The sequence below is a fragment of the Methylosinus sp. PW1 genome, assembly GCF_000745215.1.
GTDB lineage: Bacteria > Pseudomonadota > Alphaproteobacteria > Rhizobiales > Beijerinckiaceae > Methylosinus.
Genome location: NZ_JQNK01000009.1, coordinates 1,704,972 through 1,718,169, shown reverse-complemented (window position 1 = coordinate 1,718,169; position 13,198 = coordinate 1,704,972). Strand labels below are relative to the sequence as shown.

The window sequence follows — 13,198 nt, the reverse complement described above, 5'->3', positions numbered from 1 at the left end:
GGATAACGCCGCCGTTCCTTTACAAATAGCTCAGCCACCAGTCGCGCCGGCGTCGCTTGACGCGCGCGAACCAGGCGCAGGCCGGATAGATGGCGGCCATAACCAAAATCCACATGACATAGGCGCCGGCAAGGCCGAGGCCGTAATTCTCGGGCGGCGGGCCGCCGCTCTCGAGGCCTTTGATATCGACGCCCTTCGCGATGGCGACGAGCAAGGCCGCGGCCAGCATGGCGTAGAGATGCAGCACATAGGCGAAGAGCGGAACGCGGCCGAAAGTGGCCAGCACGCGCCCGAAGGCGCCGCCCGCCCGCTCCAGCGCCGGCAGCAGCAGAAACCCGACGCCGAGCGTCACCAGCGCGTAATGCAGCGAGGGCGGATATTTGGTGACGTTGAGGAAGGACAGCGCCGTTCTGACGCCTTCCGGATAAGTCAGCCAGAGCCGGACGTCGCCATAGACGCCAGCGAAGCGTAGCACGACAAATCCCGCGAGAAAGGCGAGGCCGAGCGTGACGAGCGCCCGCATCCGACGTTCATGCGGCCATAGGAAGATCGGCGCGAGACCATAGCCGAGCGCGATGACGCCGATCCAGGGCAGCACGGGATAATAGACCTGGCCGCGCAGGCCGAAAGGCAGCGGCCCTTTCTCATGCAGCACATTCCACAAGGGCGCGAAGCCGCCCAATTGCGCCGCGTGAACGCCATCGAAGAGATTGTGCGAAAGCAAGATTGCCGCGCCGATCGCCAGCACGACGCGCGTCGGCAGATGGATGAGCGCCGAAAGCGCGATCATGCCGCAGCCGATCGCCCAGAGCGTCCCGAGCTCGATCGCGCCTGAGCCCACCGTCCACACCGGGCTGATGATGAAGATGTCGAGCAGGATCAGCCACAGCCCGCGCGTCCACAAGAAGCGCGACAGCGCGCCGCGATCCTCGAGCGAGAGGCCGTGCAGATAGGCCGAGACGCCGGCGAGAAAGGTGAAGGTCGGCGCGCAGAAATGGGTGACGAAGCGGGTGAGGAACAAAGCGGGATAGGTGCGTTCGAGATCGGTCGGATCGAAGCGCAGCGCATCGGCGTCGAAGAAATCGCGCACATGGTCCAGCGCCATGACGATGATGACGAGCCCGCGCAGGCGATCGATGGAGAGAAGGCGCGTTCCTGCGGTGAGCGCGGCGTCGTGCGGGACGCTCGGGATTTTCTCTATCGTCTTCGTCATGACGTCTCTCCGTCGGTTCCAGCTCAATGAATAATGAAAGATGCAGTTTCTGATCGATTGGTTCGCGCGGGTTCGCCGCCTTCCTTCTCCCCGCGTGCGGGGAGAAGGTGAGGATGAGGGGCTCGGGGCGTTTTCCGTCTGTGGCTCACGCCCCGAGCCCCTCACCTCGGCCCTCTCCCCGCAAATGGGGAGAGGAAGAACGCTTCGAGGCATTCAGCCGTAAATCATATGGGAGCAGCGCCCGCGCTACTCGAAATCCGCCGGGTCGAACTCGCGCAGCGTGCGGCAGAATTCGCAGGTCACGCCGATGCGGCCATTGTCGCCGATCATGTCGCGGCGGTCCTGCGGCGCGAAGCTGCGCAACAGATTGGCGATGCGATCCGTCGAGCAGCGGCAGGATTCGACGATTCTGCGCGTCGGATAGACGGTGACGCCGCGCTCGTGGAACAGCGAATAGAGCAGGCGCTCGCCGGAGAGTCCCGGATCGACCAGCTCGTGATCCTGCGTCGTCGCCGCCAGCGACAGGCCTTCGACCCAGGCGTCCTCTTCGTTGTCGTCCGAAAGGGCGGCGCTCGCGGGCGCGTCGCCGGGATCGAGATCGCGCGGACGCACGGGCGTCCCCGGCAGATATTGCAGCAGCAGGCCGCCGACGCGCCAGCTGCGCCCGGCGGGCGTCACGCTCTCGGCCACGGCGAGGCGCACATAGCTCGGAATCTGCTCGGACTGGCGGAAATAGCGATGCGCCGCCTCGGCGAAGCCTTCGCCCTCCAGCGGCACCACGCCCTGATAGCGCGCGGCGTCGCGGTCGTGCTCCATGGTCAGCGCCAGATGGCCGCGGCCGAGCAGATCGCCCGGAGCCATCCCGGCTTTGACGCGGCTCTCGTCGTAGCGCGCGAAGCCGCGCAGCTTTCCGGGCGCGTCGAAATCGACGACGATCATATCGACCGGCCCGTCGCCGCGCGTCTGCAATTGAAAGCGGCCATGCGACTCGATCAGCGAGCCGAGCAGCGTCGTCAGCGCGGCGGCCTCGCCGAGCAGGCGCGCCACGGCCGGCGGATAATCATAATGGGTGAGGATGGAATGCGCCGCCGGCCCGAGCCGCGTCAGACGCCCGCGCAGATCGAGCGGCTCGACCGCGAAGGGCAGCAGGCTGTCGTCCTCGGCGAAGGGCGACGCCGGCCGGGCGATGGCCTCATCCGCCCGTCGCGTCATTTGCGCGCCCGCTGCGTCATGGCCCGTTCGCTCCGAAAACCCAGGCGAGCACGCCCTTTTGCGCGTGGAGGCGGTTCTCCGCCTCGTCGAAGACCACCGATTGCGGGCCGTCGATCACCTCGTCGGTCACTTCCTCGCCGCGATGCGCCGGCAGGCAATGCATGAAGATCGCGTCCTTGTTGGCCGCTTCCATCAGCTTGGCGTTCACCTGGAAGGGCGAGAGCAGCGCATGGCGGCGCGCCTCCTCCTGCTCGTCGCCCATGGACACCCAGCAGTCGGAGATGACGGCGTCGGCGCCGGAGACGGCCGCGAAAGGATCGGCGGTGAGATTGAGCCGCACGCCATTGGCGCGCGCCCATTCCACCAGCTCGTCGCCGGGCGCGAGCTCCGGCGGCGTCGCGACATTTATGGTGAAGTCGAAGGGCTTCGCCGCATGGACCCAGCTCGCCAGCACATTATTGGCGTCGCCGGTCCAGGCCACGGTGCGGCCCTTTATCGGGCCGCGATGCTCCTCGAAGGTCAGCACATCGGCCATCACCTGGCAGGGATGCGAGAGCTTGGTGAGCCCGTTCACCACAGGCACGCTGGCATAGCGGGCGAGCTCGGTGAGATCGTCATGCGAGAGAATGCGGATGACGATGGCGTCGACGAAGCGCGACAGCACGCGGGCGGTGTCCGCGATCGTCTCGCCGCGGCCGAGCTGCATCTCATGGCCCGTCAGCATGATCGTCTCGCCGCCGAGCTCGCGCATGCCGAGATCGAAGGAGACGCGCGTGCGCGTCGACGGCTTGTCGAAGATCATCGCCAGCGTCTTGCCGGTCAAAGGCTGATAGCTCGAGCGCGCGCCGCGCACGCGCGCGGCCTTTATCGCCGCGGCGATATCGAGAATGCGTCGCAGCTCCGTCGGCGGAAGCTCGGAAATATCGAGGAAATGACGGACGCCCGTCAGTGGCGAATGGACGGTCATCGCGCGGCTCCGGCGCTCTCCAGCTTCACACAGGCGGCGTCGAGCCGCCGCGCGGCTTCGGCCAGTTCGTTCTCGCCGACGATCAGCGGCGGCAGCAGCCGCACCACATTGTCGCTCGCGGGAATGGTCAGCAGCTTGGCCTCGCGCGCCGCAGCGGCGAAGTCGCCATTGGGCACGCGCGTTTTCAGGCCGAACATCAGCCCCTCGCCGCGCACGCTCTCGATGATCGAGGAATGGCGATCCTCGAGCTCGGCGAGCTTTTGGCGGAACAGCACGCCGAGGCCGGCGACGCGCTCCACGAAGCCCGGCTCCAGCACCACATCGAGCACGGCGTTGCCGACAGCTGTGGCGAGCGGATTGCCGCCATAGGTGGAGCCATGCGCGCCGACGGTCATGCCCTTGCCGGCCTCCGCCGTGGCGAGGCAGGCGCCGAGCGGAAAGCCGCCGCCTATGCCTTTGGCCAGAGCGGCGATGTCCGGCCTCACGCCGGAATGCTCGACCGCCAGGAAACGCCCGGTGCGGCCGATGCCCGTCTGCACCTCGTCCACGACGAGCAGCAGCCCATGCGCGTCGCAGAGCTCGCGCAGGCCGGCCAAAAAGCGGGGCGGCGCCGCGCGCACGCCGCCCTCGCCTTGAATAGGCTCCAGCAGCACGCCGGCCGTCTGCGGGCCGACGAGCGCGCGCACGGCCTCGAGATCGCCATAGGGCGCCTGGTCGAAGCCGTCGGTCGGCGGGCCGAAGCCGTCGAGATATTTGGGATTGCCGCCGGCGGCGATGGTCGCCAGCGTGCGGCCGTGGAAGGCGCCCTCGAAAGTGATGAGGCGATAGCGCTCCGGCCGACCTTCCACCGCATGGAATTTCCGCGCCGTCTTGATCGCGCATTCGACCGCCTCGGCGCCCGAATTGGTGAAGAAGACGAGATCGGCGAATGTCGCCTGCGCGAGGCGGCGCGCGAGGCGCTCGGCCTCTGGAATCTGAAAGAGATTGGAGACGTGCCAGGGCTTCGCCGCGGCGGCCGTCAAGGCGCCGACGAGATGCGGATGGCCATGGCCGAGCGAATTGACCGCGACGCCGGCGCCGAAGTCGAGATAGCGCTCGCCGTCGCTGGCGGTGAGCCAGGCGCCTTCGCCCCGCTCGAAGGCGAGATCGGCCCGCGCATAGGTCGGAAACAGCGCCGAAACCACTTGGCGACTCCTTCGGAGAGACCTCGGCTCGCCGGCGCCCGTCGGGTCGCGCCGCCATGCAGCGGCCGCCATGCAGCGAGGGTCTGAAAATCAAAGTGCCGCCCTTCTGGGGCGGCATCTTTCTCGTGGAAACATTCTAGGTCCTCCCCTTGCGCGGGTCAAATCCCATTCCCGCCGCATTCTTCGAGGCGACGCGGCGCCGGGACTGCGGCGAAACGACGGCGCCGGAGCCGTCGCGATCGACCGCGCGACAAAGCCGCCGTGCGCCGATGACGCATATAGAGACGTTCGCGCGCGGCGAAATGCGCCGCCAGATGCGCCGCCATGCGTGAAATCCCATGCGTTTCGACGCCCATAGTGAGTCTTTCGCGCAACACCTGCGGGGAATGAGCGGCATTACCTTGTGGGGAACGCTGTTTCGCTTGCCAGGGACTCTTGCGCGTGATTCAACTGGTAGAGTAGCGTTCGCGTCATCGCCCACGACATCTCGTGTGGCGCCTTCATTCGAGTGTGTGCGCGTCTTGTCGACTCCGGCGTCGCCGGTTGCGCGAGCGTTCGCCGATTCTCTCGGCTGAAGCCGGCTTAATCGAGGAGGACCTTAATGTCCTGGACCGACGAGCGCGTCGAGATGCTACGCAAGCTCTGGAACGACGGCCTCAGCGCCAGTCAGGTGGCTGCCGAGATCGGCGCAGGCATCACGCGCAACGCCGTTATTGGTAAGATTCATCGTCTCGGACTCGCGCAGCGCGCCAAGACGCCCATAGCAGCGCGTCCACGCGTCGCGAAACCGCAACGCCCGCAGCAGGTCGCCGCGCCGCGGATGCATCACGGACATGCGCCCGCTGTCGTCGGCAATGTCGCGCTGGCTCTCGCGCCGCGCGCGCTGGTGATGCCGGACGCCCGTCCGCAAGAGGAAGTCGTCATTCCAATGTCCGAACGCGTCACGCTGATGGAGCTCAGAGAGTCGATGTGCCGTTGGCCGATCGGCGATCCGACATCGGCCGAGTTTCGCTTCTGCGGCGCGCGCTCGCCGGGCGGCGGCGGCAGCCCCTATTGCGGTTATCATTCGCAGATCGCTTATCAGCCCGTGCAGGATCGTCGCCGCGCGCGCGATCAGCTGCGCTCCGCCGCGCGTCTCGCCTGAGGCGCGTTCGTCGGGCGCCGCGCGTCTCGAGATCAGCTCGGCGCGCTCATTCCGCGTTCCAGAAATAGTGCCAGACGCCATCCGCGCCGACGCCGATCCGCATCACCTTCGGGCGGCCGTCGGCATTGGACGCGGCGAGATCGGCGAAGCGCACGCAGGCCCAGAGCGCGCGCGCCTCTTCCTCGCTCGCCGGCGGCGCGGGACGTCGCGCGAAAGCGGGCCATTCATAGCTCTCGAACGGCCCGCGCGCGATGCGCAGAAAAGGCTGCGACAATACGGCGCGCGCGAGCGAGAGCGTCTCGCGTCCCGCGCGATCGAATGAGAGCGATTTCAAGGTCTCGATCGGATCGGCGCCCGCCGGCCGCCGCGCGCCGCGCTCGAACAAGGGGCGCACCTCGTTCCAGTCGATCGGAATGCGCAGCGCTTCTATGTCGCCCGTCTCGCAAGCGGCGAGGATCTTCTCGCGCAGCGCGCGCACCGGCGCGGGCAGAGCGGAAAGATCGCGCAGCGGCTCGGAGAGCGTCTCGACAACTGGTTTTATCGGCTTTTTCACGCGCGTAAGCGGAAAAGCGCGCTCAATGGCGCAGGCCGCTCGAGAATTCGCCGTCGCGCAAGCGCCGCGGCAAACGTTCCACGAAAGCCGCGACCTCCTCCTCGCCGTAAGTGGCGACGAGCTCGTGCAGCGCCGCCGAGAGCGCGACATGGGCGAAGGAATCCCCTTCGATCCCGGCGAGCGCGGCTTCCGCGAAAGCCTCGGCGAGATAAGCGAGCGCGACTCGCCGCTGCTCGGAGCCGGCGGCGTCGTCCAATGTGGAGGAAGGAAAGCCCGTCATGCGATCACTCTAATCAACGGCGGCGCGACACGCGAGACGGGTCCTTGCCGGAGGGTTAACGCACATCCGCGTTTCCGACCTCAGGAATTCCCGTAACGATACGCAATATCGTGCGCGATGCGGCCGCCTTCGTCGAGATAGCGCGAGATGGCCAGGCGCGCATTGGGCGTGCAGGAGCGATAGGTGGTCTCATAGCCGCGAAAGCCGCGGTTGAAGGCGCCCGTCAGCTTTAGCCGGCGCTGGCCCGTCTTGGCCTCCGCCTCCAGCAGCGAGCTCATTTTGGCGCGCCAATCCTCGCCATCCTCGGAGCCGCAGAGATCGCGCAGATAGGAGAGCGCGCCGAGTATCTCGGAAAGTCGCAGCAATTGCGGCTCATAGGGCGGCGGCGGTCCTTCGGCGGCGGGTTGTTCGGCGTTGGGCTGCGCCTGCTGCTTGCCTCCTGGCGGCGTTTTCGCCGCGTTCTTCTTCTTCGGCTTGGCCTTGCCCTGCGACGGCGCCTGCTCGATCACGCGTGGCGCCGAATGCTGCTGGCCCCAGCCGAACAGGCTCTGCAGAAAATCCTGCGCGCGCGCCGGCTGCGCGAACAAGGCGCAGGAGAGCGCGAGGGGAAGGGCGAGCCTGAAGGCTCGCGGTCCAGAGCCCGGCCAGGACCGCGAGCCTTCAGGCTCGCTCTTCGTCGTGATCCTTCTGTCTGACGAGAATGGCATCGCTTCGCCTCTTTCGAGTCCGATGATCCGGCCGATCGCTTCGCTGCGTCTCCTTCTCCCCGCAGGCGGGGAGAGGAAAGGCGGCCAACGCCGCACGACTGCGTCAAGGATAGAGCCGCGCCTTGGCCCAGCCGGCGCCCTCGCGAGAAAATTGCACGCGATCGTGAAGGCGGAAGGGCCGATCCGCCCAGAACTCGATCGCGACCGGAAGGATACGATAGCCGCGCCAATGCGGCGGCCGCGGCACCTCGCCGAGCCCGAAGCGCGCGGCCTGATAGGCGACCGCCTTCTCGAGCGCGAAACGGCTCTCCAGCGGCTGCGACTGGCGGCTCGCCCAGGCGCCGATGCGGCTGTCGCGCGGCCGGCTGGCGAAATAGGCGTCCGCCTCCGCCTCCGACACGAGCTCGACAGGGCCGCGCAGGCGCACTTGGCGGCGCAGCGATTTCCAGTGGAAAAGCGCCGCCGCCTTCATCGTGGCGGCGAGCTCGCGGCCCTTGGCGCTCTCGGCGTTGGTATAGAAGGTGAAGCCGGATTCGCCCCAATCCTTCATCAGAACCATGCGGGAATCCGGCAGGCCGGTCTCGTCCACCGTGGAGAGCGCCATCGCTTCGGGAACGTCGGGCTCGCTCGCCTTCGCCTCCCCGAACCACTCGCCGAATAATGCGTAGGGTTCGGAGGCCTCGCAGAAGTCACTCTGTTTTAACCCCTTCACGGGAAAATCCTCAGCTGCCGCCGAAGCGATGGCGGTGGTCCTGGTGGTAAGGCAGCGCATTGCACGACCTGCGAGACACACATAACGCCGCCGTGGCCGCTTCTCAAATCGGTCTCGCCGCCGCGCGTCTGCTCGCAGCCACGCTGATGGCGGCCGCGCTCGGCGGCTGCTCTTTCGCCATTCCCGGCGGCGAGCCGGCCCCGGCCTGGAAGAATGTCGGCGACGATGTGACCGGCTCCATCCCGCATAAGACCACGCCGACGCTCTCGCATTCGCTCGACCAGGAGGATTGGCGGCGCGCCAATGCGGCTCTCGGCGTCGCGCTCGATCCTCAGGGCGCCGGCGCGACGGTCAATTGGGACAATCCCGAAAGCCATGCGCGCGGCTCCTTCACGCCAGTCGGCCAGCCCTATCCTTCGGACGGCAAGGTCTGCCGCGCTTTTCTGGCGGAAGTCGGGACAAAAGAGAGCCACGAGCAATTGCAAGGCACGGCCTGCCGCGACAAATCCGCGGATTGGGCGCTGATCGACGTGCGGCCCTTCCGCAAGGCCTGAGAAATCTGGCCTGACCCGTCCGGCCTGAAAAATCAGCGGTCTCGTCATCCGACCTTCGCCGCATCCTTGCGCGCGGCCGCCACTTCTCCCAAATAGGCATGTCAGACATGAGCGTCCGCGCCGCATGAGGCGGGCGCCACTATGGGCTTTTGAAGAAAATGCGCGATCCATATGATGTCCTGGGCGTCGCCAAGACGGCGAGCGCCGCCGAGATCAAGAAGGCGTTTCGCAATCTCGCGAAAAAATACCACCCCGACCAGAACAAGAACGACCCCAAGGCCAAGGAGAAATTCGCCGAGGCCAATTCCGCCTATGAGATTCTCGGCGACGAGAAGAAAAAGGCGCAATTCGACCGCGGCGAGATCGACGCCGAGGGCAAGCCGCGCTTCACCGGCTTCGAGGGCTTCGGCGCGGGACCGGGCGGCGGCTATCGCGGACAGCGCGGCCCTGGCGGGGCCGAGCATTTCGAGTTCCATTTCGGCGGCGACGCTCCGGGCGGCGGCGGCCGCGCCGGCTTCGACCCCTCTGATCTTTTCGCCGATCTCTTCGGCGCCGGGGCGGGCGGACGCCGCGGAGCCCGCGCGCCGCGCCGCGGCGAGGATGTCGCGCTGCAAGTGACCATCTCGCTGGCCGAGGCGGTGAAGGGCGGCAGCACGCGCGTCTTTCTGCCCAGCGGCCGCACGCTCGATGTGAATATTCCGGTCGGCATAGAGGACGGCAAGCAGATTCGCCTGCGCGGCCAGGGCCACGCCGCCCCGCCCGGCGGCGAGCCCGGCGACGCCATCGTCACCGTCCATGTGGCGCCGGACCCGCTGTTCGCCATCTCCGGCCGCGATCTGAAGCTCGATCTGCCGATCTCTTTCTACGAGGCGGTTCTGGGCGCCAAGGTGGCGGCGCCGACGCTCTCCGGCAAGGTGGAGCTGACCATCCCCGCCGGCTCCAATGGCGGCCGCGTGCTGCGCCTGCGCGGCAAGGGACTGCCGGCCGCCGATGGCAAGCCGGCCGGCGATCTCTATGTGACGCTGCGCGTGCTGCTGCCGGAGGGCGCCGACGCCGAGCTCGAGGCCTTCTCCCAAAAATGGCGCACGGCCAGGCCCTATGATCCGCGCAAGGGAATGTGAGACGGGCGCATCGCCTTCTCCGCCGGCAAGGAGAAGGCGGAGCCCCAGAAACGGCTTCGTGACCGCGCGCCCGCTCCCTTATGCTGAAGCCCGAATCGGTGACGGGAAAGGACGGCGATGTCGGGGGCTGCGGCGTTTCAGTGGGGCGAATATCGCGAGGCGCTGCTGTTTCTGGGCACGGCGGGAGTCGTCGCGCCTTTGTTTCATCGGCTGCGCATCAGCCCCATTCTCGGCTTTCTGCTCGCCGGCGCGGCGCTCGGCCCTTTCGGCCTCGGCAAGCTCGCCGAGCGCCATGAGCTTCTCTCCGCGATCGCGCTGAGCGATCTCGAGGGCGTCGCCAAGATCGCCGAATTCGGCCTCGTCTTCCTCTTGTTCATGATCGGCCTCGAGCTCTCCTGGGAGCGGCTCGCGCGCATGCGCATGCTGGTCTTCGGGCTCGGCCTCTCGCAGGTTCTGCTCTGCGGCGGGGCGCTGGCGGCGGCGGGCGTGTTCTGGGCCGGGCTCGGCCCCGCGCCGGCGACGCTGCTCGGCGCGGCGCTCGCAATGTCCTCGACGGCGATCGTCATTCCGCTGCTCGCCGAGCGCCGCCGCCTCAACCGCGCCGCCGGCCGCGCCGCCTTTTCGGTGCTGCTGCTGCAGGATCTGATGGTGGCGCCGCTGCTCTTCCTCATCTCCTTCCTCTCCGATCCGCAGGTGGAGAGCGAAGGGCTGAAGGCGCTGCTCGCCTTTCTGCCGGCGCTCGCCGCCATGGGCGCGCTGATTATCGCCGGCCGGCTGCTGCTGCGGCCGCTGTTCCATCTGGTGGCGGCGGCGCAATCGATCGAGCTGTTCACCGCGGCGAGCCTGCTGGTCATCATCGGCGCCGGCGTCGCCAGCGCGGCGGCGGGATTTTCCATGGGGCTCGGCGCCTTCATCGCCGGCCTGCTGCTCGCCGAGACCGAGTTTCGCCGCGAGATCGAGGTGACGATCGAGCCGTTCAAGGGCCTGCTGCTCGGCCTCTTCTTCGTGTCCGTCGGCGCGGGCCTCGATTTCGACCGCGTGATCGAGGATTTGCGGCAGGTGCTGGTCATCGCCATTGGCCTCATCGTGACCAAGACGCTCATCGTCTTTCTGCTCGGCCGCGCCTTTCGCCTGCGCCCGCGCATAGCGGCGGAAGTGGCGCTGCTGCTCGCGCCCGGCGGCGAGTTCGCCTTCATTCTCGTCGGCGCCGCCATCGCCTCCGGCGTGCTGCCGAAAAATCTCGGCGCCGACGCCATGCTCGCCGTGACGCTCGGTCTCTTCGTGCTGCCGGCGCTGGCGCGGCTCGGCGAATGGCTCAATCCCGGCCGCCGGCTGCAAGACGATGAGGCGGAGTTCGGCCATCTCGCGCCGGAGGGCGAGATCGCCGCCGGCCGCGTCGTCATCGTCGGCTATGGGCGCGTCGGCGCGCTCATCGGCGACATGCTGAGCCGCCACGAGATTCCTTACGTCGCCGTCGACAATGACGTGAAGCTCGTCGCGCAGACGCGCGACAAGGGCGTCGATATTTATTGGGGCAATTGCATGCGGCGCGAGTTTTTGATGCGCCTCGGCGTGGCCCAGGCGCGCGCGCTGGTGGTGACGGTGGAAAATCCTCAGGCCGCGCAGGAGATCGTCCGCCTCGCGCATCAGGAGCGCGCCGATATGACCATTGTCGCGCGCGCCCGCGACGCCTGGCACGCCACCCATCTCTACGAGCTCGGCGCCAGCGACGCGATACCGGAGACGATCGAGTCGAGCCTGCAGCTCGCCGAGACGGTGCTCGTCGATGTCGGCGTGCCCATGGGCTATGTCATCGCTTCCATTCATGAGAAGCGCGACGAATATCGCAAGCTGCTGCAGCCGACCGGCGAGGAGGCGCGCCAACGCGCCGCGCGCGCTTCGACGCGTTTGCGGGAGCTGAAGAAAAGGCGCGCGCGGCCGGCGCCGGAGGCGGAAGCGGAGGGGGAAGGTTAGGCCGTCTCCTTCTAAGCCTCCGCGACCATGCGCAAAAATTCCTCCGCGGCGATGACGCTCTCGCCATCGAGCGCCCTTGTGACGGCGAGGCGCCGCAGCGCGGCGTCGCTCGCCACTGCGCGCGGAGCGAGACGGCGGCGTTTTGCGATATCCAGCCGCAAATGCAGCAATCGCCGATAGAGCCGCTCTTCGGCGACGCTGAGCGGCCGCTCCTGCTCCGGCCCCAATGAAACGCTCGCCGCCATCGCCACGGGATCGGGCGCCTCCTCCGGCTCGTCGAGCCTCTCGGCGCCGGCGCCGGCGAAGCGGGCGAGAACGGCCACGCGCCAGCCGAGCGCGACGAGGCCCGCACGGCGCGGCAGCGCCAGCAGGCCGCCGCGGCAATTGTCGCAGCGTCCGCAGCGGCCGCTCTCCTCGCCGAAAGCGGCCAACAGCGTCTGGAAGCGGCAGGCGGGGGTGAGGCAGAGGCGCGCCATGGCGCGTCGCCGCTCCGTCTCGCCGAGCGCGACGGGATCGTCCGCCGGCGGCGCGAAGCCGAAGCGGCCGGCGAGCTCGCGCGGATCGAAGAGGGCGAGCGCATCGGCCGGCAGGCCGTCGCGGCCGGCGCGGCCGATCTCCTGATAATAGGCCTCGATCGAATCGGGCGGGTCGGCGTGGACGACGAAGCGCACGTCCTTTTTGTCGACGCCCATGCCGAAGGCGATGGTCGCGATCATCGCCACGCCGGCGCGTTCGAAGAAAGCGTCCTGATGCGCCGCGCGCGTCGCCGCATCGAGGCCGGCGTGATAGGCGAGCGCGTCGAAGCCGAGCCCGCGCAGCGTGGCCGCCATAGCCTCGGCCTTGCGGCGCGAATTCACATAGACGACCCCGCTCTCTCCCTCCCGCCGGCGCAGGAAGCGCGTCAGATGTCCCAGCGCATCGCCGCGGGGACGGAAAGAAAGGCGCAGATTGGGCCGCGCGAAGGAGGAGACGAAAACTTCCGGCGCGCGCGTGAACAGGCTGGCGATAATGTCGGCGCGCGTGCGCGGGCCGGCGGTCGCCGTCACCGCCAGCACCGGCGCGCCGAGCCGTGCGGCGATCTCCCCCAGCCGGGCGTAATCCGGGCGAAACTCATGCCCCCAATGGGAGACGCAATGCGCCTCGTCCACGGCGAGCAGCGCGACGCCGGCGGCGCGCAAGAGCGCGATGGTCCCGTCTCCGACGAGGCGCTCCGGCGCGAGATAGACGAGCTTCGCCCGCCTGCCGGCGATGGCGGCGAGCGCCGCGCCATGCTCCACCTCGCTCTGGCCCGAATGGAGCGCGACGGCGGCGACGCCCGAGCGTGCGAGGCCGCGCAATTGATCGCGCATCAGCGAGATGAGCGGCGAGACCACCACGACCGGCGCTGCGCCCATGGCGGCGGGCAATTGATAGAGCAGGGATTTGCCGGCCCCGGTGGGCATCACCGCGAGCGCGTCGCGCCCCTCGAGCAGCGCCGCGACCACGGTCGCTTGTCCCGGCAGAAAATCCTCATGGCCGAAGCGCGCGCGCAGCACGCGCCGCGCCTCTTCCATATCGGCGGGCGGGCGGCGCAACGG

13 protein-coding genes are annotated in these 13,198 nt (G+C 68.1%); 4 read left to right on the top strand and 9 right to left on the bottom strand.

Features of this window, described 5'->3' with window-relative positions:
- Nucleotides 1-19 precede the first annotated feature (19 nt).
- The 4 genes from K369_RS17870 to K369_RS17855 form a co-directional block, all read right to left on the bottom strand.
- Nucleotides 20-1,213 carry a DUF1624 domain-containing protein gene (locus tag K369_RS17870; protein ID WP_084570717.1) on the bottom strand — a complete coding sequence of 398 codons (1,194 nt, stop codon included), beginning with the start codon at nucleotides 1,211-1,213 and terminating at the stop codon, nucleotides 20-22.
- 246 nt (nucleotides 1,214-1,459) lie between these two features.
- The gene (locus tag K369_RS17865; protein WP_051949368.1) at nucleotides 1,460-2,425 is read right to left on the bottom strand and encodes an Hsp33 family molecular chaperone; all 966 of its coding nucleotides are present in this window, start codon (nucleotides 2,423-2,425) and stop codon (nucleotides 1,460-1,462) included.
- Between the two features lie 16 nt (nucleotides 2,426-2,441).
- Nucleotides 2,442-3,392 carry an ornithine carbamoyltransferase gene (gene argF, locus K369_RS17860; RefSeq protein WP_036292946.1) on the bottom strand — a complete coding sequence of 317 codons (951 nt, stop codon included), beginning with the start codon at nucleotides 3,390-3,392 and terminating at the stop codon, nucleotides 2,442-2,444.
- Nucleotides 3,389-4,576 (bottom strand): aspartate aminotransferase family protein, encoded by a 1,188-nt coding sequence (locus K369_RS17855; RefSeq protein ID WP_036292944.1) that lies wholly within the window; start codon nucleotides 4,574-4,576, stop codon nucleotides 3,389-3,391. The genes argF and K369_RS17855 overlap by 4 nt, the downstream gene beginning before the upstream one ends.
- Before the next feature lie 601 nt (nucleotides 4,577-5,177).
- Here K369_RS17855 and K369_RS17845 point away from each other — a divergent pair.
- A complete protein-coding gene (locus tag K369_RS17845; protein ID WP_036292940.1) occupies nucleotides 5,178-5,720 on the top strand; it encodes a GcrA family cell cycle regulator in 543 nt (180 codons plus the stop codon).
- Nucleotides 5,721-5,766: 46 nt separating this feature from the next.
- On the opposite strand, the gene K369_RS17840 is transcribed toward K369_RS17845, so the two are convergent.
- The 4 genes from K369_RS17840 to pdxH form a co-directional block, all read right to left on the bottom strand.
- A complete protein-coding gene (locus K369_RS17840) occupies nucleotides 5,767-6,273 on the bottom strand; it encodes a hypothetical protein (RefSeq protein ID WP_245278231.1) in 507 nt (168 codons plus the stop codon).
- A 22-nt stretch (nucleotides 6,274-6,295) separates the two neighbouring features.
- Nucleotides 6,296-6,553: a hypothetical protein gene (locus K369_RS17835; RefSeq protein WP_024881389.1), complete on the bottom strand. Its 258-nt coding sequence runs from the start codon at nucleotides 6,551-6,553 to the stop codon at nucleotides 6,296-6,298.
- A gap of 80 nt (nucleotides 6,554-6,633) precedes the next feature.
- Nucleotides 6,634-7,260, bottom strand: coding sequence for a TIGR02301 family protein (locus K369_RS17830; RefSeq protein ID WP_245278230.1), 627 nt, complete (start codon nucleotides 7,258-7,260; stop codon nucleotides 6,634-6,636).
- A 103-nt stretch (nucleotides 7,261-7,363) separates the two neighbouring features.
- Nucleotides 7,364-7,972: a pyridoxamine 5'-phosphate oxidase gene (pdxH, locus tag K369_RS17825; RefSeq protein WP_036292936.1), complete on the bottom strand. Its 609-nt coding sequence runs from the start codon at nucleotides 7,970-7,972 to the stop codon at nucleotides 7,364-7,366.
- Between the two features lie 92 nt (nucleotides 7,973-8,064).
- Between pdxH and K369_RS17820 the strand changes: the two genes are divergently transcribed.
- The 3 genes from K369_RS17820 (at nucleotide 8,065) to K369_RS17810 (ending at nucleotide 11,621) form a co-directional block, all read left to right on the top strand.
- Nucleotides 8,065-8,526: an RT0821/Lpp0805 family surface protein gene (locus K369_RS17820; RefSeq protein WP_036292933.1), complete on the top strand. Its 462-nt coding sequence runs from the start codon at nucleotides 8,065-8,067 to the stop codon at nucleotides 8,524-8,526.
- 158 nt (nucleotides 8,527-8,684) lie between these two features.
- Complete coding sequence (locus tag K369_RS17815) at nucleotides 8,685-9,647, top strand: DnaJ C-terminal domain-containing protein (RefSeq protein WP_036295682.1); 963 nt, start codon at nucleotides 8,685-8,687, stop codon at nucleotides 9,645-9,647.
- 117 nt (nucleotides 9,648-9,764) lie between these two features.
- Entirely contained in the window at nucleotides 9,765-11,621 is a 1,857-nt protein-coding gene (locus K369_RS17810; protein WP_036292931.1) for a cation:proton antiporter, read from the top strand.
- An 11-nt stretch (nucleotides 11,622-11,632) separates the two neighbouring features.
- On the opposite strand, the gene K369_RS17805 is transcribed toward K369_RS17810, so the two are convergent.
- A complete protein-coding gene (locus K369_RS17805) occupies nucleotides 11,633-13,195 on the bottom strand; it encodes an ATP-dependent DNA helicase RecQ (RefSeq protein WP_084570716.1) in 1,563 nt (520 codons plus the stop codon).
- Nucleotides 13,196-13,198 lie beyond the last annotated feature (3 nt).

Bases quoted from the DNA above. Each gene is read 5' to 3' on its own strand.
- K369_RS17870 (WP_084570717.1), bottom strand. From the start codon at position 1,213: ATGACGAAGACGATAGAGAAAATCCCGAGCGTCCCGCACGACGCCGCG.
- K369_RS17865 (WP_051949368.1), bottom strand. From the start codon at position 2,425: ATGACGCGACGGGCGGATGAGGCCATCGCCCGGCCGGCGTCGCCCTTC.
- argF (WP_036292946.1), bottom strand. From the start codon at position 3,392: ATGACCGTCCATTCGCCACTGACGGGCGTCCGTCATTTCCTCGATATT.
- K369_RS17845 (WP_036292940.1), top strand. From the start codon at position 5,178: ATGTCCTGGACCGACGAGCGCGTCGAGATGCTACGCAAGCTCTGGAAC.
- K369_RS17835 (WP_024881389.1), bottom strand. From the start codon at position 6,553: ATGACGGGCTTTCCTTCCTCCACATTGGACGACGCCGCCGGCTCCGAG.
- K369_RS17830 (WP_245278230.1), bottom strand. From the start codon at position 7,260: ATGCCATTCTCGTCAGACAGAAGGATCACGACGAAGAGCGAGCCTGAA.
- K369_RS17815 (WP_036295682.1), top strand. From the start codon at position 8,685: ATGCGCGATCCATATGATGTCCTGGGCGTCGCCAAGACGGCGAGCGCC.
- K369_RS17810 (WP_036292931.1), top strand. From the start codon at position 9,765: ATGTCGGGGGCTGCGGCGTTTCAGTGGGGCGAATATCGCGAGGCGCTG.